8 protein-coding genes and 3 pseudogenes are annotated in these 18339 nt (G+C 64.0%); 5 read left to right on the plus strand and 6 right to left on the minus strand.

Annotation, left to right across the window (positions count from 1 at the left end; translation table 11 throughout):
* The 6 genes and pseudogenes from NLY44_RS00005 to NLY44_RS00025 form a co-directional block, all read right to left on the minus strand.
* Positions 1 to 323, minus strand: a 323-nt coding sequence (locus NLY44_RS00005; RefSeq protein ID WP_353654454.1) for an Ig-like domain-containing protein, incomplete at its 3' end; no start/stop codon positions are given.
* A 467-nt stretch (positions 324 to 790) separates the two neighbouring features.
* Positions 791 to 865 (minus strand): annotated as a pseudogene (locus NLY44_RS33165) (hypothetical protein); the annotation flags it as partial.
* The gene (locus NLY44_RS00010; protein WP_286456378.1) at positions 862 to 1002 is read right to left on the minus strand and encodes a hypothetical protein; all 141 of its coding nucleotides are present in this window, start codon (positions 1000 to 1002) and stop codon (positions 862 to 864) included. The gene NLY44_RS00010 and the pseudogene NLY44_RS33165, both read right to left, overlap by 4 nt.
* Positions 1003 to 1127: 125 nt before the next feature.
* Positions 1128 to 1325: a hypothetical protein gene (locus NLY44_RS00015; protein WP_286456380.1), complete on the minus strand. Its 198-nt coding sequence runs from the start codon at positions 1323 to 1325 to the stop codon at positions 1128 to 1130.
* A gap of 172 nt (positions 1326 to 1497) precedes the next feature.
* Complete coding sequence (locus tag NLY44_RS00020) at positions 1498 to 3225, minus strand: beta strand repeat-containing protein (protein WP_286456382.1); 1728 nt, start codon at positions 3223 to 3225, stop codon at positions 1498 to 1500.
* A complete protein-coding gene (locus tag NLY44_RS00025) occupies positions 3141 to 8960 on the minus strand; it encodes a beta strand repeat-containing protein (RefSeq protein ID WP_286456384.1) in 5820 nt (1939 codons plus the stop codon). The genes NLY44_RS00020 and NLY44_RS00025 overlap by 85 nt, the downstream gene beginning before the upstream one ends.
* Positions 8961 to 9283: 323 nt before the next feature.
* Here NLY44_RS00025 and NLY44_RS00030 point away from each other — a divergent pair.
* The 5 genes and pseudogenes from NLY44_RS00030 (at position 9284) to hyoA (ending at position 18182) form a co-directional block, all read left to right on the plus strand.
* Positions 9284 to 10470 (plus strand): annotated as a pseudogene (locus NLY44_RS00030) (IS256 family transposase).
* A gap of 210 nt (positions 10471 to 10680) precedes the next feature.
* Positions 10681 to 10905: a helix-turn-helix domain-containing protein gene (locus tag NLY44_RS00035; protein ID WP_023816847.1), complete on the plus strand. Its 225-nt coding sequence runs from the start codon at positions 10681 to 10683 to the stop codon at positions 10903 to 10905.
* 64 nt (positions 10906 to 10969) lie between these two features.
* A pseudogene (locus NLY44_RS00040) lies at positions 10970 to 12043 on the plus strand (IS110 family RNA-guided transposase).
* A gap of 1054 nt (positions 12044 to 13097) precedes the next feature.
* Positions 13098 to 13484 (plus strand): hypothetical protein, encoded by a 387-nt coding sequence (locus tag NLY44_RS00045; RefSeq protein ID WP_032905156.1) that lies wholly within the window; start codon positions 13098 to 13100, stop codon positions 13482 to 13484.
* Between the two features lie 261 nt (positions 13485 to 13745).
* Positions 13746 to 18182, plus strand: coding sequence for an NACHT domain-containing antiphage protein HyoA (gene hyoA, locus NLY44_RS00050; protein ID WP_023805759.1), 4437 nt, complete (start codon positions 13746 to 13748; stop codon positions 18180 to 18182).
* Positions 18183 to 18339: the final 157 nt, after the last annotated feature.

Genomic DNA, 18339 nt, shown 5'->3' on the forward strand with positions numbered 1-18339 from the left:
GTGTCGCCGTCGCCATCCTTGATGGTGTAGGTGAAGACGTCGTCGTGGCCGCCCTGCGAGCCGGCATCGCGTACATAGGAGTAGGAGCCGTCGGCGTTAAGCGTCAGCTTGCCGTAGGTCCCCTGGATCTGCACGCCGAGCGAGCCGGTGAAGTCGGCATTGGTGTCGCCGGCCTGGACGCCAACCACCGCTGCGCCGTCTGCACCCAGGACATCGATGCCGGTCACCGGCGAGGTGGTGCCCACCGCCGTCAGCACGTTGCCGGCCTCGGCCGTGAACTGGTTGGAGGCTACACTGTCGGTATCGGCATGCGCCGTCGGCACGTCGTCGATGATGTTGATGACCAGGTTGCCGGCCGGTGCGCTGTCGCCGTCAGTGTCGGTGACGACGACTGCGAAGCTGGCGGTGGTGTTGTCGCCGGTGGTGTTGTCGACGAGCGTGTAGAATAGCTGATCGTGCCGGCGCCGGTGGCCGGATTGTAGACATAGCTTGCCGTCAGCGAGCCGGTGGCGTCGGTGAAGTCTGCGCGGCGCCGGTCAGCACATGGCCGCCGAGCGAGACTACCGACACGCCGTCCGGCGAATGAAGCCGATGGTGCCCGAGGTGGTCTCCGAGTTGGCGGCAGCGTTCGAGCCGCGGACTCGCCGCCGCGTGCCGGAAGGCCGGCCTCATAGACGGTGGTCGAGGCAAGGCCCGGCGCCGGAATGCTGTCGGTCGGCGTCGAGTCGCCGATCGAGATGGTCAGCGTGGTGTGCGAGGTGTCGCCGTCGCCATCCTTGATGGTGTAGGTGAAGACGTCGTCGTGGCCGCCCTGCGAGCCGGCATCGCGTACATAGGAGTAGGAGCCGTCGGCGTTAAGCGTCAGCTTGCCGTAGGTCCCTGGATCTGCACGCCGAGCGAGCCGGTGAAGTCGGCATTGGTGTCGCCGGCCTGGACGCCAACCACCGCTGCGCCGTCTGCACCCAGGACATCGATGCCGGTCACCGGCGAGGTGGTGCCCACCGCCTCAGCACGTTGCCGGCCTCGGCCTTGAACTGGTTGGAGGCTACACTGTCGGTATCGGCATGCGCCGTCGGCACGTCGTCATGATGTTGATGACCAGGTTGCCGGCCGGTGCGCTGTCGCCGTCAGGTCGGTGACGACGACTGCGAAGCTGGCGGTGTGTTGTCGCCGGTGGTGTTGTCGACGAGCGTGTAGGAATAGCTGATCGTGCCGGCGCCGGTGGCCGGATTGTAGACATAGCTTGCCGTCAGCGAGCCGGTGGCGTCGGTGAAGGTCTGCGCGGCGCCGGTCAGCACATGGCCGCCGAGCGAGACTACCGACACGCCGTCCGGCGAAGTGAAGCCGATGGTGCCCGAGTGGTCTCCGAGTTGGCGGCAGCGTTCGAGCCCGCGGACTCGCCGCCGCGTGCCGGAAGGCCGGCCTCATAGACGGTGGTCGAGGCAAGGCCCGGCGCCGGAATGCTGTCGGTCGGCGTCGAGTCGCCGATCGAGATGGTCAGCGTGGTGTGCGAGGTGTCGCCGTCGCCATCCTTGATGGTGTAGGTGAAGACGTCGTCGTGGCCGCCTGCGAGCCGGCATCGCGTACATAGGAGTAGGAGCCGTCGGCGTTAAGCGTCAGCTTGCCGTAGGTCCCCTGGATCTGCACGCCGAGCGAGCCGGTGAAGTCGGCATTGGTGTCGCCGGCCTGGACGCCAACCACCGCTGCGCCGTCTGCACCCAGGACATCGATGCCGGTCACCGGCGAGGTGGTGCCCACCGCCGTCAGCACGTTGCCGGCCTCGGCCGTGAACTGGTTGGAGGCTACACTGTCGGTATCGGCATGCGCCGTCGGCACGTCGTCGATGATGTTGATGACCAGGTTGCCGGCCGGTGCGCTGTCGCCGTCAGTGTCGGTGACGACGACTGCGAAGCTGGCGGTGGTGTTGTCGCCGGTGGTGTTGTCGACGAGCGTGTAGGAATAGCTGATCGTGCCGGCGCCGGTGGCCGGATTGTAGACATAGCTTGCCGTCAGCGAGCCGGTGGCGTCGGTGAAGGTCTGCGCGGCGCCGGTCAGCACATGGCCGCCGAGCGAGACTACCGACACGCCGTCCGGCGAAGTGAAGCCGATGGTGCCCGAGGTGGTCTCCGAGTTGGCGGCAGCGTTCGAGCCCGCGGACTCGCCGCCGCGTGCCGGAAGGCCGGCCTCATAGACGGTGGTCGAGGCAAGGCCCGGCGCCGGAATGCTGTCGGTCGGCGTCGAGTCGCCGATCGAGATGGTCAGCGTGGTGTGCGAGGTGTCGCCGTCGCCATCCTTGATGGTGTAGGTGAAGACGTCGTCGTGGCCGCCCTGCGAGCCGGCATCGCGTACATAGGAGTAGGAGCCGTCGGCGTTAAGCGTCAGCTTGCCGTAGGTCCCCTGGATCTGCACGCCGAGCGAGCCGGTGAAGTCGGCATTGGTGTCGCCGGCCTGGACGCCAACCACCGCTGCGCCGTCTGCACCCAGGACATCGATGCCGGTCACCGGCGAGGTGGTGCCCACCGCCGTCAGCACGTTGCCGGCCTCGGCCGTGAACTGGTTGGAGGCTACACTGTCGGTATCGGCATGCGCCGTCGGCACGTCGTCGATGATGTTGATGACCAGGTTGCCGGCCGGTGCGCTGTCGCCGTCAGTGTCGGTGACGACGACTGCGAAGCTGGCGGTGGTGTTGTCGCCGGTGGTGTTGTCGACGAGCGTGTAGGAATAGCTGATCGTGCCGGCGCCGGTGGCCGGATTGTAGACATAGCTTGCCGTCAGCGAGCCGGTGGCGTCGGTGAAGGTCTGCGCGGCGCCGGTCAGCACATGGCCGCCGAGCGAGACTACCGACACGCCGTCCGGCGAAGTGAAGCCGATGGTGCCCGAGGTGGTCTCCGAGTTGGCGGCAGCGTTCGAGCCCGCGGACTCGCCGCCGCGTGCCGGAAGGCCGGCCTCATAGACGGTGGTCGAGGCAAGGCCCGGCGCCGGAATGCTGTCGGTCGGCGTCGAGTCGCCGATCGAGATGGTCAGCGTGGTGTGCGAGGTGTCGCCGTCGCCATCCTTGATGGTGTAGGTGAAGACGTCGTCGTGGCCGCCCTGCGAGCCGGCATCGCGTACATAGGAGTAGGAGCCGTCGGCGTTAAGCGTCAGCTTGCCGTAGGTCCCCTGGATCTGCACGCCGAGCGAGCCGGTGAAGTCGGCATTGGTGTCGCCGGCCTGGACGCCAACCACCGCTGCGCCGTCTGCACCAGGACATCGATGCCGGTCACCGGCGAGGTGGTGCCCACCGCCGTCAGCACGTTGCCGGCCTCGGCCGTGAACTGGTTGGAGGCTACACTGTCGGTATCGGCATGCGCCGTCGGCACGTCGTCGATGATGTTGATGACCAGGTTGCCGGCCGGTGCGCTGTCGCCGTCAGTGTCGGTGACGACGACTGCGAAGCTGGCGGTGGTGTTGTCGCCGGTGGTGTTGTCGACGAGCGTGTAGGAATAGCTGATCGTGCCGGCGCCGGTGGCCGGATTGTAGACATAGCTTGCCGTCAGCGAGCCGGTGGCGTCGGTGAAGGTCTGCGCGGCGCCGGTCAGCACATGGCCGCCGAGCGAGACTACCGACACGCCGTCCGGCGAAGTGAAGCCGATGGTGCCCGAGGTGGTCTCCGAGTTGGCGGCAGCGTTCGAGCCCGCGGACTCGCCGCCGCGTGCCGGAAGGCCGGCCTCATAGACGGTGGTCGAGGCAAGGCCCGGCGCCGGAATGCTGTCGGTCGGCGTCGAGTCGCCGATCGAGATGGTCAGCGTGGTGTGCGAGGTGTCGCCGTCGCCATCCTTGATGGTGTAGGTGAAGACGTCGTCGTGGCCGCCCTGCGAGCCGGCATCGCGTACATAGGAGTAGGAGCCGTCGGCGTTAAGCGTCAGCTTGCCGTAGGTCCCCTGGATCTGCACGCCGAGCGAGCCGGTGAAGTCGGCATTGGTGTCGCCGGCCTGGACGCCAACCACCGCTGCGCCGTCTGCACCCAGGACATCGATGCCGGTCACCGGCGAGGTGGTGCCCACCGCCGTCAGCACGTTGCCGGCCTCGGCCGTGAACTGGTTGGAGGCTACACTGTCGGTATCGGCATGCGCCGTCGGCACGTCGTCGATGATGTTGATGACCAGGTTGCCGGCCGGTGCGCTGTCGCCGTCAGTGTCGGTGACGACGACTGCGAAGCTGGCGGTGGTGTTGTCGCCGGTGGTGTTGTCGACGAGCGTGTAGGAATAGCTGATCGTGCCGGCGCCGGTGGCCGGATTGTAGACATAGCTTGCCGTCAGCGAGCCGGTGGCGTCGGTGAAGGTCTGCGCGGCGCCGGTCAGCACATGGCCGCCGAGCGAGACTACCGACACGCCGTCCGGCGAAGTGAAGCCGATGGTGCCCGAGGTGGTCTCCGAGTTGGCGGCAGCGTTCGAGCCCGCGGACTCGCCGCCGCGTGCCGGAAGGCCGGCCTCATAGACGGTGGTCGAGGCAAGGCCCGGCGCCGGAATGCTGTCGGTCGGCGTCGAGTCGCCGATCGAGATGGTCAGCGTGGTGTGCGAGGTGTCGCCGTCGCCATCCTTGATGGTGTAGGTGAAGACGTCGTCGTGGCCGCCCTGCGAGCCGGCATCGCGTACATAGGAGTAGGAGCCGTCGGCGTTAAGCGTCAGCTTGCCGTAGGTCCCCTGGATCTGCACGCCGAGCGAGCCGGTGAAGTCGGCATTGGTGTCGCCGGCCTGGACGCCAACCACCGCTGCGCCGTCTGCACCCAGGACATCGATGCCGGTCACCGGCGAGGTGGTGCCCACCGCCGTCAGCACGTTGCCGGCCTCGGCCGTGAACTGGTTGGAGGCTACACTGTCGGTATCGGCATGCGCCGTCGGCACGTCGTCGATGATGTTGATGACCAGGTTGCCGGCCGGTGCGCTGTCGCCGTCAGTGTCGGTGACGACGACTGCGAAGCTGGCGGTGGTGTTGTCGCCGGTGGTGTTGTCGACGAGCGTGTAGGAATAGCTGATCGTGCCGGCGCCGGTGGCCGGATTGTAGACATAGCTTGCCGTCAGCGAGCCGGTGGCGTCGGTGAAGGTCTGCGCGGCGCCGGTCAGCACATGGCCGCCGAGCGAGACTACCGACACGCCGTCCGGCGAAGTGAAGCCGATGGTGCCCGAGGTGGTCTCCGAGTTGGCGGCAGCGTTCGAGCCCGCGGACTCGCCGCCGCGTGCCGGAAGGCCGGCCTCATAGACGGTGGTCGAGGCAAGGCCCGGCGCCGGAATGCTGTCGGTCGGCGTCGAGTCGCCGATCGAGATGGTCAGCGTGGTGTGCGAGGTGTCGCCGTCGCCATCCTTGATGGTGTAGGTGAAGACGTCGTCGTGGCCGCCCTGCGAGCCGGCATCGCGTACATAGGAGTAGGAGCCGTCGGCGTTAAGCGTCAGCTTGCCGTAGGTCCCCTGGATCTGCACGCCGAGCGAGCCGGTGAAGTCGGCATTGGTGTCGCCGGCCTGGACGCCAACCACCGCTGCGCCGTCTGCACCCAGGACATCGATGCCGGTCACCGGCGAGGTGGTGCCCACCGCCGTCAGCACGTTGCCGGCCTCGGCCGTGAACTGGTTGGAGGCTACACTGTCGGTATCGGCATGCGCCGTCGGCACGTCGTCGATGATGTTGATGACCAGGTTGCCGGCCGGTGCGCTGTCGCCGTCAGTGTCGGTGACGACGACTGCGAAGCTGGCGGTGGTGTTGTCGCCGGTGGTGTTGTCGACGAGCGTGTAGGAATAGCTGATCGTGCCGGCGCCGGTGGCCGGATTGTAGACATAGCTTGCCGTCAGCGAGCCGGTGGCGTCGGTGAAGGTCTGCGCGGCGCCGGTCAGCACATGGCCGCCGAGCGAGACTACCGACACGCCGTCCGGCGAAGTGAAGCCGATGGTGCCCGAGGTGGTCTCCGAGTTGGCGGCAGCGTTCGAGCCCGCGGACTCGCCGCCGCGTGCCGGAAGGCCGGCCTCATAGACGGTGGTCGAGGCAAGGCCCGGCGCCGGAATGCTGTCGGTCGGCGTCGAGTCGCCGATCGAGATGGTCAGCGTGGTGTGCGAGGTGTCGCCGTCGCCATCCTTGATGGTGTAGGTGAAGACGTCGTCGTGGCCGCCCTGCGAGCCGGCATCGCGTACATAGGAGTAGGAGCCGTCGGCGTTAAGCGTCAGCTTGCCGTAGGTCCCCTGGATCTGCACGCCGAGCGAGCCGGTGAAGTCGGCATTGGTGTCGCCGGCCTGGACGCCAACCACCGCTGCGCCGTCTGCACCCAGGACATCGATGCCGGTCACCGGCGAGGTGGTGCCCACCGCCGTCAGCACGTTGCCGGCCTCGGCCGTGAACTGGTTGGAGGCTACACTGTCGGTATCGGCATGCGCCGTCGGCACGTCGTCGATGATGTTGATGACCAGGTTGCCGGCCGGTGCGCTGTCGCCGTCAGTGTCGGTGACGACGACTGCGAAGCTGGCGGTGGTGTTGTCGCCGGTGGTGTTGTCGACGAGCGTGTAGGAATAGCTGATCGTGCCGGCGCCGGTGGCCGGATTGTAGACATAGCTTGCCGTCAGCGAGCCGGTGGCGTCGGTGAAGGTCTGCGCGGCGCCGGTCAGCACATGGCCGCCGAGCGAGACTACCGACACGCCGTCCGGCGAAGTGAAGCCGATGGTGCCCGAGGTGGTCTCCGAGTTGGCGGCAGCGTTCGAGCCCGCGGACTCGCCGCCGCGTGCCGGAAGGCCGGCCTCATAGACGGTGGTCGAGGCAAGGCCCGGCGCCGGAATGCTGTCGGTCGGCGTCGAGTCGCCGATCGAGATGGTCAGCGTGGTGTGCGAGGTGTCGCCGTCGCCATCCTTGATGGTGTAGGTGAAGACGTCGTCGTGGCCGCCCTGCGAGCCGGCATCGCGTACATAGGAGTAGGAGCCGTCGGCGTTAAGCGTCAGCTTGCCGTAGGTCCCCTGGATCTGCACGCCGAGCGAGCCGGTGAAGTCGGCATTGGTGTCGCCGGCCTGGACGCCAACCACCGCTGCGCCGTCTGCACCCAGGACATCGATGCCGGTCACCGGCGAGGTGGTGCCCACCGCCGTCAGCACGTTGCCGGCCTCGGCCGTGAACTGGTTGGAGGCTACACTGTCGGTATCGGCATGCGCCGTCGGCACGTCGTCGATGATGTTGATGACCAGGTTGCCGGCCGGTGCGCTGTCGCCGTCAGTGTCGGTGACGACGACTGCGAAGCTGGCGGTGGTGTTGTCGCCGGTGGTGTTGTCGACGAGCGTGTAGGAATAGCTGATCGTGCCGGCGCCGGTGGCCGGATTGTAGACATAGCTTGCCGTCAGCGAGCCGGTGGCGTCGGTGAAGGTCTGCGCGGCGCCGGTCAGCACATGGCCGCCGAGCGAGACTACCGACACGCCGTCCGGCGAAGTGAAGCCGATGGTGCCCGAGGTGGTCTCCGAGTTGGCGGCAGCGTTCGAGCCCGCGGACTCGCCGCCGCGTGCCGGAAGGCCGGCCTCATAGACGGTGGTCGAGGCAAGGCCCGGCGTCGGAATGCTGTCGGTCGGCGTCGAGTCGCCGATCGAGATGGTCAGCGTGGTGTGCGAGGTGTCGCCGTCGCCATCCTTGATGGTGTAGGTGAAGACGTCGTCGTGGCCGCCCTGCGAGCCGGCATCGCGTACATAGGAGTAGGAGCCGTCGGCGTTAAGCGTCAGCTTGCCGTAGGTCCCCTGGATCTGCACGCCGAGCGAGCCGGTGAAGTCGGCATTGGTGTCGCCGGCCTGGACGCCAACCACCGCTGCGCCGTCTGCACCCAGGACATCGATGCCGGTCACCGGCGAGGTGGTGCCCACCGCCGTCAGCACGTTGCCGGCCTCGGCCGTGAACTGGTTGGAGGCTACACTGTCGGTATCGGCATGCGCCGTCGGCACGTCGTCGATGATGTTGATGACCAGGTTGCCGGCCGGTGCGCTGTCGCCGTCAGTGTCGGTGACGACGACTGCGAAGCTGGCGGTGGTGTTGTCGCCGGTGGTGTTGTCGACGAGCGTGTAGGAATAGCTGATCGTGCCGGCGCCGGTGGCCGGATTGTAGACATAGCTTGCCGTCAGCGAGCCGGTGGCGTCGGTGAAGGTCTGCGCGGCGCCGGTCAGCACATGGCCGCCGAGCGAGACTACCGACACGCCGTCCGGCGAAGTGAAGCCGATGGTGCCCGAGGTGGTCTCCGAGTTGGCGGCAGCGTTCGAGCCCGCGGACTCGCCGCCGCGTGCCGGAAGGCCGGCCTCATAGACGGTGGTCTCTCCTATGAGCCCAATCGATGGCGTGGAGTCCTTTCCCAAGACGCCGATGGTCAACTCGCGTGGCTCCAACTGCCCAAACTGCAGGTCCGTCGGGGGGAGCAAGGCCGAAAGGTCGAATCCGTCACCGATACCGCCTGGGGGAACCGTAAAGTCCCCACCAGCACTGCCCGGGGCACCTCCCGGACCAGCCGACATGGAACCGTCGGCGCCGAAGGCGACATCGACGTGGCTTGCTTCAAGGGCGGCCAGCAAGGCAACGCGCGGCACCTCGACGTCGCCGATGATGAAGGTCGGCACGTTCAGGGCGCCATCCTTGATCGCGATCACCGAGCCGTCGGCCTGTTCGAGCAAAAGGTTGTGGCCGTCGACCTTGATGTTGTCGATGGAAACGCTGGACGGAAGCCTGACCATGTTGCTGGCGTCGGCCACATATTCATGGGGCGCCGCCGCTGCGTTCGCCGCCGCGGGAGCCGCCGGTTGAACGGGCGCGCCGCTTCCGACGTCGACCGGCACCGGTTCGGACGCTGGCGGCGCGGGCGGCTGCGTCGAAGTTGCTTGCGCAACCTGGATCTCTACCGGCGTTGCCTGGCTGCTGTGTTCATTCGGCCCGGAATGCTCGTCGGCCAAACCCGAAAAACTGTCCAAATCGATATTGGTGGTCATTGCTGAAATCCCTCCGGCATTTCCCGGCAAGAGACAGGCACCTCCAAAGAATTGCAACCACTTGTAAGGCTGATTGATATAATCAGGTATGACGCTGCAGTTGAATGTTTAGGCTTAGTTAACTTGCGAGATATACTATGTTATGCGCGACCTGCCGTGAACGGGCGGTCGTGTCCCATCAGGTGGTGTAGCTCGGCGGTAGCGAAGCCGCTCACGAGCGCGCCGTTAGTAGCGCTGTAGCGAGCGAGCGGCGTGTGGGTGGTCATCGGCGCTTTCGGGTAGGGTTTGGTTGTTGACGCCAACCCATTTCGGAAGGACCACCGATGACCGACGACATGATGAACCTGCGCACGCTCGTGGAGAAGACCCCGGATGCCGATCTGCTGCGGGAGATGATCGGCTTTGCCGCCGAGCGACTGATGGAAATGAGGTGGGCGCGGCCACCGGCGCCAGCTATGGCGAGAAGAACCCGCTGCGGCTCGCCCAGCGCAATGGCTACCGCGACCGGGAGAGAGGCGGGCCGGCACGGTCGAGCTGCGCATCCCGAAGCTCAGGAAGGGAAGCTACTTCCCAGGTTTCCTCGAACCGCGCCGCATGGCCGAGAAGGCGCTAACCGCCGTCATTAGCTTATGTGCAAGGCATCTCGACCCGGTCGGTTGACGACCTGGTCAAGGCCATGGGTATGAGCGGCATATCCAAGAGCCAGGTCTCGCGGCTGTGCAAGGAGATCGACGGGAAGGTGAAGGCCTTCCTCGATCGGCCGATCGAGGGCGATTGGCCATACCTGTGGATCGACGCCACTTACCTGAAGGTCCGCAGCGGTGGGCGGATCGTCTCGGTCGCCGTTATCATCGCCGTCGGCGTTAACGCGGACGGCCGGCGCGAGGTACTGGGCATGGAGATTGGCACCTCGGAGGCCGAGCCGATCTGGACAGAGTTCCTGCGCAAGCTGACACGTCGCGGCCTGCGCGGCGTCAAGCTCGTCGTCTCCGATGCTCACGAAGGCCTCAAGGCGGCCGTCACCAAGGTGCTGTGCGCGACATGGCAGAGGTGCCGCGTCCACTTCATGAGGAACGTGCTGGCCCATGCCGGCAAGAGCGGCCGCAGGGTCGTCTCAGCCTTCATCGCCACCGCTTTCGCCCAGGAAACGCCCGAGGCCGCGTCCGTACAATGGCGCGCCGTCGCCGACCAGATCCAGCCGAAGGTGCCGAAGCTGGCGACAATCATGGACGACGCCGAGCCCGACGTGCTGGCCTACATGACCTTCCCCAAGGAACATCGCGCCAAGCTCCACTCGACGAATCCGATCGAACGTCTCAACGGCGAGATCAAGCGGCGCACCGAGGTCGTCGGAATCTTCCCGAACGACGATGCGGTCGTGCGCCTCGTCGGCGCAATCCTGCTCGAACAGAACGATGAATGGGCAGTGCAGCGGGCCAGATATATGACTCTGGAAACGATCAGCCAGATGAGCGATGATCCCCTGATCAGCCTGCCAGCCGCGCGCTGATCAGCCCGGCCCATGCCGGAGAGCACGGCGACTAATGCCGCCAGCTACACCACGCCGCGGGACACGATCTGACGGGCAAAATGGCCGGATTATGCCTTCTCAAAAAACAGAAAGGGAAACCATGGCGCGAATAGCAGTTATATGATCTCTGCCAGGGACTTTCGTTCACCGGGGCAACGAGAAATGACGATCCGAGGTGTCCAATGCAGAATGGCTCGGGCGGCGCTGGGACTGAAAATAAGCGAGCTGGCCAGCCTTGCGGGGGTCGCCCCGACAACGATCACGCGATTGGAAGCTGGCACTCCAATAGGTCCACGAACACTCAGCTCGATTGAAAAAACTCTTGAGGAGGGAGGTATCAGGTTTGTCTTCGCTGAGAATGGAGACTGCGGCATAATGCTGAGTCCGTTTCAAATTACCTTTGTTGTGGAGTAGTATATATAAGTACAGCAGGGCAACTGCTAAGAAATCACCTGTCAAGCCACGCAGGAGGCGGCTGATGGAATATTTTTGCGGACTGGATGTTGCGTGGACGAAACTGCGGTGTCCGTCGTCGACGAACATGGTGAGGTGCATTTGACGGTCAAGGTGGAGACCGATCCGGATGCGTTGTTCGTGGTGTTGAAGCCGTTCGTGGCGCGGCTGCGGCGCGTCGGCCACGAGGCCGGATCGCTGTCGCCCTGGCTCAATCCCGAGCTTCTGAAACGCGGCCTTCCGGCGATCTGCCTGGAGACACAGCACGTGGGCGCCGCGATGTCGGCGCAGCGCAACAACACGGATGCCGCCGATGCGCTCGGCATCGCCCACATCATGCGCACCGGCTGGTTTCGTCAGGCCCATATCAAGACGCAGGATTGCTATCGGATGCGGCTTTTACTGACCCACCGGCGCAACCTGAAGCGCAAGTTCGTCGATTTTGAGAACGCCTCCGGCACTCGCTGAAGGCGTTCGGCATCAAGCTTGGCGGCACGTCGCGTGGCGCTTTCGACCAGGCGGTGCTCGCGGCCGATCCGCTGTCAGCCGAGTTGATGGACGCCATGTTGTCGGGGGCGCGCCGTTCAGTGGCGGGAATATTGCCGGCTGCACGATCTGGTGGTGAGATCGTCGCGCGTAGCGAGCTGTGCCGACGCTTCATGGCCATCCCCGGCGTCGGCCCGGTGACGGCGCTCTCCTTCATGACGGCGATCGACGATCGCGCTTCCGCCGCTCGCGTGACGTCGCCGCCTACTTCGGGCTGACCTCGCGGCGATGGCAGTCGAGCACATCGATCGACGTCCAGGGACGCATCTCGAAGGCTGGCGACGCGGCCGTGCGGCGCGCGCTCTACGAGGCGGCGTCGGCGCTGATGACGCGCCTCCGCGGCATGGACAAGGGCAAAAGCTTGGGCCGGGAAATCGCCAAACGCTCCTGCCATCGCAAGGCGTGCGTGGCGGTGGCGCGCAAGCTGGCGGTGATCATGCACGCCATGTGGAGCGACGGAACGTTCTACGTCGGCGATCCGGCGGCAAGCCCAACCGACGCTGCCCAGCGCGCTCATCTCAAGGACCGCAAGCTGCTCGGAGCCCATCGATGAGCAGGGGATCGTCAGTTGAAACGCAGGGCGTCAGCAACGTGAACGACGCCAACTGAACACGAAGATCCGCCTTGGCGGATGAGGACCGATGCAGACCAGGAACGACGGAACGCACGTTATCTTGCCTGCGGCCGCGCCGATCCACAGACGGCCGGACCGCGCTCGATTGCCTGTGACGATGCTCCGCCAGTCCGATGGAAAAGTGCGCCACGACGGTTCGAGCGCTGCCACAGTGCAGCCGAAACACCCGTCGCAGAGCGCGTAAGACTGCTCGGCGCATCGGAACTCGACGCCAAAACGTGGAAACGTAGCGTGGAGAATAAATTCGTATATTATCGTAGATGGAAGGAGAAACGACGATGCGTACAAATTCTCGCCTAGCACGACCGATTAAGACGGCTAGATAAAAGGCCGCGAGGTGCGGGCTGTGGCGGTCGTGTTATTCCAATAGGTTATTCCCAATTTTCGCGAGGTGTGGGTTTTCCCTGCACCTCCCAAGATCGTTGATTTTCGTTCTTCGTCCGTAGCTTAGTGCGATGTGCGGCAGCCCGACTGGCCTTTGTGGGGGCTGGGCCGGGAAAGGAGGCGTGGTCTGAGACTGTTCTTGAGGTCGCCGCTCGTCAGTAGATAACGAGCGGTTGGACAGACCACGTTAGAACCTCGCCGATCTAGCCCGCGATCGGCGAACGGCTCGCTGCAGCAGAGGGGTTTCACCTCGGCCCGTAGAGCCGACGTCGCCAGCTCCGGCCATAGGATGGCAGCCGAGCGCAGGCTTGTCGGCTGGCGCCATCCTCCGCACGGCGGATACATAGGCTTCACCGCCCCAATGGAAGCGCCCGGTCGCGACAAGCCCGCGCCCAAATCGAAGCTTCCTCAGGGCGGTCGGACGCGGCATCCTTTCCGAGATGCAGGCGCCGTGCATCGCCCTGCCGCACGGGCTCTCGACGGCCAGAGATCTGGCCATCCTGACACGAATACGCAAATCGTCGTGTTACGGTCTGATGGTTTTTACGCCACTGGCCTTATCGCCATCAAGCAATTGGGAGAGGTTGCCATGTCTAGGATCAACCGCCGCGCCTTGCTCCTCCACTCCGGCAGCGCAGTCGTCGCCTCGTCGATGACGGCAACGGCGCTCGGCGCAGAGCCGCCGAGCCGAGACCAAGAGCCGTCCAGTTATCTGCGAGCGCTGATTGAGACGCACAAGACAGCCTATACTGAGTTCGGCAAAGCTCTGCACGAGATAGGCGGTGGCAGCGACGACCCCGCCAGAGCCAGCCGGGAAGAGGAGAGGGTGCTTCTCGCCATCTGCGGCTATCCTGCCGTCGGGGAAGGGGATCGCCTGGCCAAGGCCCGATATCTTTTGGAGATCGAGGCGCGCGGCGAACTCGACCTCGCAGAGCATACCCAGGCCGTTCTTCAATCGACGATGTTGAAGGGTTGATCTGACCGGCGCGGATGGTCAGGTGTGAATGTCTGGTATGCGCCTCATTCCGGCCGTTCATCCAGCTTCGGCAAGTTCCAGAACGCCGCCGACTCGCAACTTGAAGGCCGTCAATCATCCCCCTCCCTTCACCAACAGCGTCACGGATGAATCACATTACATCGAGCTAAATGCAAGGCGCTCACAAGCCTCGACGTAGTTACCGTCGAGACACGAGGATGATATTGAGACCGATCGCAGCAATGACGACACATTCAGGCCATGTCCAGAGATCTCGACAATTTCATTGAGCTCGATCGCACCTTTCGCGACCTCGCCATCTCCGATGATGAGGGCGATGAGGCGAAAATGGTGCGCCTTTGGGAGCGCCAGACACCGACCCGCTGGCCCGATCTTCTGAAGGAACCTCGAGTCATCATGCTGGCGGAGGCAGGATCGGGCAAGACTGAGGAAATACGGCACGTCTGCCGACGCCAGCGGCAAGACGGCAAGCAGGCGTTCTTTCTGCGTATTGAGCATGTGGTCGAGGATCTCGAGACCAGCTTCGAGGAAGGGAGCCTCGAGGAATTCGAAGCGTGGATCGCATCGGGCGAACCCGGTTGGTTGTTTCTCGACTCCATCGACGAGGCGCGCCTGCGTGACCCCAAGGACTTCGAGCGTGCAATCCGCAAGATCGGTAGAAAGATCGAGCGCATTCTCCAGCATGCGCACATCGTCATTACGGGCCGCACAGAGGCGTGGCGGCCGACGACTGACCTTCTGTTGTGCAGGAATAATCTGCCCTGGATGATTCCGGCCACGGCTACACAAGACGAGCCCGAATTCCAGGGGGAATATGCCATTGCGCCCGATCGGACCATCAAACGGCCCAGCAAAAAAGGGCCGTTCCGCATCGTGACCTTGGAGGATCTGCATGGAAGCCAAGTCGACACATTCGCCCATGCCAAGGGCGTCGTGGATCTGAAGTCCTTCAGAAAGGCGGTCGATCGTGCCGAGGCGTGGTCGTTCACCACGCGGCCGCTTGATCTCGCCGAGACGATCGAGTTCTGGAACGATCACCAGAGTATCGGGTCACGTCTCGATCTGATGACGAGCAGCATCGCCAAGCGATTGGAGGAGCGCGACCAGGACCGCGCCGATGCGCGACCTATCTCCATTGAACGAGTTCGCGAAGGTGCCCGACTGGTCGCGGCGGCCACGACTCTGTGTCAGGAATCCGCGATCCGGGTTCCCGACGGGCATCAGAATGCGAAGGGCCTGCCGATCAAGGACGTACTGACTGATTGGAACGATCAGGATTGCACAACCTTGCTCAGCCGTCCGATCTTCGATCCCGGGATCTACGGGACTGTGCGTTTCCATCATCGTTCGGTCCGAGAATATTTGACCGCCGAGTGGCTCCATTCGCTGCTTGTTGACGAAGGATCGCGCGCGAAGATCGAGAGCCTGTTCTTCCGCAAGCAATATGGCATCGAGGTGATCGTGCCGACGATGCGGCCTGTGCTGCCGTGGCTTGCGGTGCTTGACCGCCGAATCCTAAACAAGGTCGTGGATATGGCACCGGAGATCCTGTTCGAGGGCGGCGATCCCAGTAAGCTGCCGCTCGAGACGAGGCGCCGTATCCTGTGCCAAACCTGTGAGCAGCTTGCGCAGCCTGCGCAGGGTCGCAGCGTCATGGACTATGAGGCGGTGCAGCGTTTCGCCAACCCCGATCTTGCCGACGATATACGCGCGCTGCTCGACCGATATGCCGGTGATGACGACATCACTTGGTTTTTGCTGCGAATGGTTTTTCAGGGTGGTCTCGAGGCGCTGGCCGACAAGGCCAAGCATTTCGCGCTCACCTCGCGCGCCAAATATACCCGCATCGCGGCGATCCGGGCAGTCCTCACCGTCGGCACCCCGACCGATGTCGCGGAAGTGCGCCGGAACTTCGTGGGAGAGGGACCATCGCTGTCCCGCGACTGCCTCGGCGAGCTGCTGGTCGATCTGCCTTACACGACGGAGGCGATCGCCTGGCTCATAGAGGCGCTTGAAGGCTCGGCAACCAAGGATCCGCATCAGGTCGATCCGCTGAATGACCCTCTTGCGCGCTACGTCAACGAGCTCCCGCTCGCACTGCTCGGACCGCTCATGGAGGGTCTGGTGTGCCTCCTTCAACGCGAGCCAGTGGCCGAGCGTCGGCATTGTGAGATATCGCAGCAATATGGATGGCTGGCCTCGACGACTGCGCGCGTGGCGATGCGGCTGATTGAGGCGCGTGACCCTGCGGCGCTGTCGTCGGCGACTCTGACGGCGCTCCGGTTGCTCCCGATCGCGAGCGACTATGGCGGCCACGATTTCGAGGACATCCGCAAAGGGTTGCCGGACCTCGTGAAGGGATGGGCGGACCTCAACCATAGCGTGTTCTGGCAATCCGTCGCACAGGAGCGCGCGTGGCGGGAGCGCGAGAAAGACGAGCGTCTTACCGACTATTGGCATGTGTCGATTTTCGGTAGCTACTGGGCCTTTGATCCAACCGGCTTCGATATCATCGCAGACGACATCGCCAATCGGCCGCTACCTGACGACCGCCTCATCGCGCTGACCCTCGCATTCCGTCTGTTCGTCGCTGGCGGGCGTCCGCGGAAGTGGCGCGAGCGGTTGAAACGTCTCGTCGACAAAGAGGAAACCTTGCGCTCGAAGCTGGAGGCTCTGCTGCATCCTCCTGCTGGCGAGCTGGTGAAATATCGCAGGCAGGAGGCGCAGTGGAAGCGTCGGGACGCGCGGATATCGGTGGCCCGAGATAAGCGGCTGGAGCGAGACAAGATGCTCCTAGCCGAACGCGTCGATCATATCCGCGATCCGGGCAAGCCAGGCATCTACACCCACGATCAGCATTATCTGCATGAGCGGATGCGATTGTCGGCCAACGACAACAACAACCACTGGACCGAGGGCAATTGGCGTTCGCTGATCGAGGCTTACGGCGAGCCGGTAGCCAGCGCGTTCCGCGATGCCGCGGTGCGGTTCTGGCGCGACTACCAACCTCGGACCCAGTCACAGGGGGCCTCGACCAATCAGACCCCTTCCGCGGTGATCTTCGGTTTAACCGGACTCGCGATCGAAGCGCGCGAGGAGGAGGAATGGCTCCAGCGCTTGAGTCGAGCCGAGGCCGAAAAGGCGGCGCAATACGCGCTTGCCGAGCTGAACGGATTTCCGGCTTGGCTGCCAGACCTCTACGGGGCGTTTCCCGAGCAGGTCGGCGCTGTCCTGCTGAAGGAAATCCGCCACGAACTGACGAATGAGACCAGCGACGGTGAAAGCCACTACGTCCTGTACAACATGGCATGGCATGGCCGATGGGCCTGCGATCAGATCGCCACAGCCCTGTTGCCCACGCTTAAGGGCAAACGGGTCAATCCGCGCAACCTCGGCTACCTTCTGTCGATCATTCAGGGCTCATCGGTATCCGACGTGGAGCTGGCCAAGATCGCGGCCCAAAAGGCAAGCGCGAAATACGATCCGGTTTTCAGCCCGATCTGGTTTGCCACATGGGCCGGCGTTGACCCAGACGCGGCAATCCCGGCGCTCGCTGCCCGTCTTGCGGCATTGAACGATCCTGTTGAACAGACCAATCTCGCCCTTCGCTTCGTCGTATCGTTACTAGGAGGGCGGCGGCAGGAAGGCCGAGCGCGGCTCGCCTACCGCACTGTCGAGCACATGAAGACGCTATATCTTCTGATGACGAGGTACATTCGCGAGGAAGATGACATCGAGCGTGCTGGGAAGGGCGTGTACTCGCCAGGGCTCCGCGACGATGCACAGGACGCCCGTAACGCACTTTTCACCTTCATCCGCGAGACCCCGGGCAAAGAGGCCTATCTCGCGCTGGTGGAGATGGAACACACGCACCCTGCCGCGAGATCTCGGCCGTGGATGAGGTTTCACGCCAAGACCAAGGCGACCCTCGATGCCGATTTTGCTCCCTGGAAGCCGAGCCAAGTCAAGGAGTTCAACGATGCCAGGGTCGCGACACCAGCTAATCACCGCGACCTATGGTATTTCGGCGTCGAGCGGCTCGAGGATCTTAAACACGATCTCGAGCATGGGGATGAGAGCATCGCTTCGATCCTGCAGGGCACCGATCAAGAAACCGAATTCCGCAAATTCATTGGGGGCTGGCTTCGCGGCAGGGCTGGGGGCCGATATAGCATCCCGCCTGAAGAGGAATTGGCCGACGCCAAGCGGCCCGACTTGAGATTTCGAGGCGCGAAGTTCGACGCTCCGGTTCCCGTCGAGCTTAAGGTCGCTGACAACTGGACGGGTCCGCATCTGTTCGAGCGCATGGAGGTGCAACTCGGCGGTGACTATTTGCGCGATGCCCGCTCCAGTAGGGGCATCTTTCTCCTCGTTTATATCGGTACAAAGAAAAGCTGGGATTTACCTGGCGGTGGCAAAGCCGAGAGCTTCGAGGCCCTGCTCACAGCACTTCGCCAGCATTGGTCCGTGATTTTCAGTCAACACCCCAATGTAGAGGATCTGGCGGTCGTCGGCATCGACCTAACCTTGCGTGGCCTCGACACTAAGACGGTCAAGGCAGCCACTAAGGCGCGAAAGTCCGCAGGGAAGGACAAGAGGGCGGGTTCTGTAAAGCCACGAGAAGAAAGAGGTGCGAGTTTAACCGGCAAACGGGGCAAACCGACGCGCGGCGAATAAGGTGCAGGAGCCCCAACATTTCACGCGCCCGATTGCCGTATGTGCAGATAGTCGTGAGTGCAAGCTCTACGTTCTGAGCGTCAGCTTTGCTCAACCTGAAGCAAAAGCTGCCAGGCCGCTGCCCGGCCCCGTTGCGGCCATTTCGCAACTCGTCTGA

It is taken from the genome of Mesorhizobium sp. C089B (assembly GCF_030323125.1).
In the GTDB taxonomy this organism is placed as follows: Bacteria; Pseudomonadota; Alphaproteobacteria; order Rhizobiales; family Rhizobiaceae; genus Mesorhizobium.

Bases quoted from the DNA above. Each gene is read 5' to 3' on its own strand.
- NLY44_RS00045 (WP_032905156.1), top strand. From the start codon at position 13,098: ATGTCTAGGATCAACCGCCGCGCCTTGCTCCTCCACTCCGGCAGCGCA.
- NLY44_RS00025 (WP_286456384.1), bottom strand. From the start codon at position 8,960: ATGACCACCAATATCGATTTGGACAGTTTTTCGGGTTTGGCCGACGAG.
- hyoA (WP_023805759.1), top strand. From the start codon at position 13,746: ATGTCCAGAGATCTCGACAATTTCATTGAGCTCGATCGCACCTTTCGC.
- NLY44_RS00035 (WP_023816847.1), top strand. From the start codon at position 10,681: ATGGCTCGGGCGGCGCTGGGACTGAAAATAAGCGAGCTGGCCAGCCTT.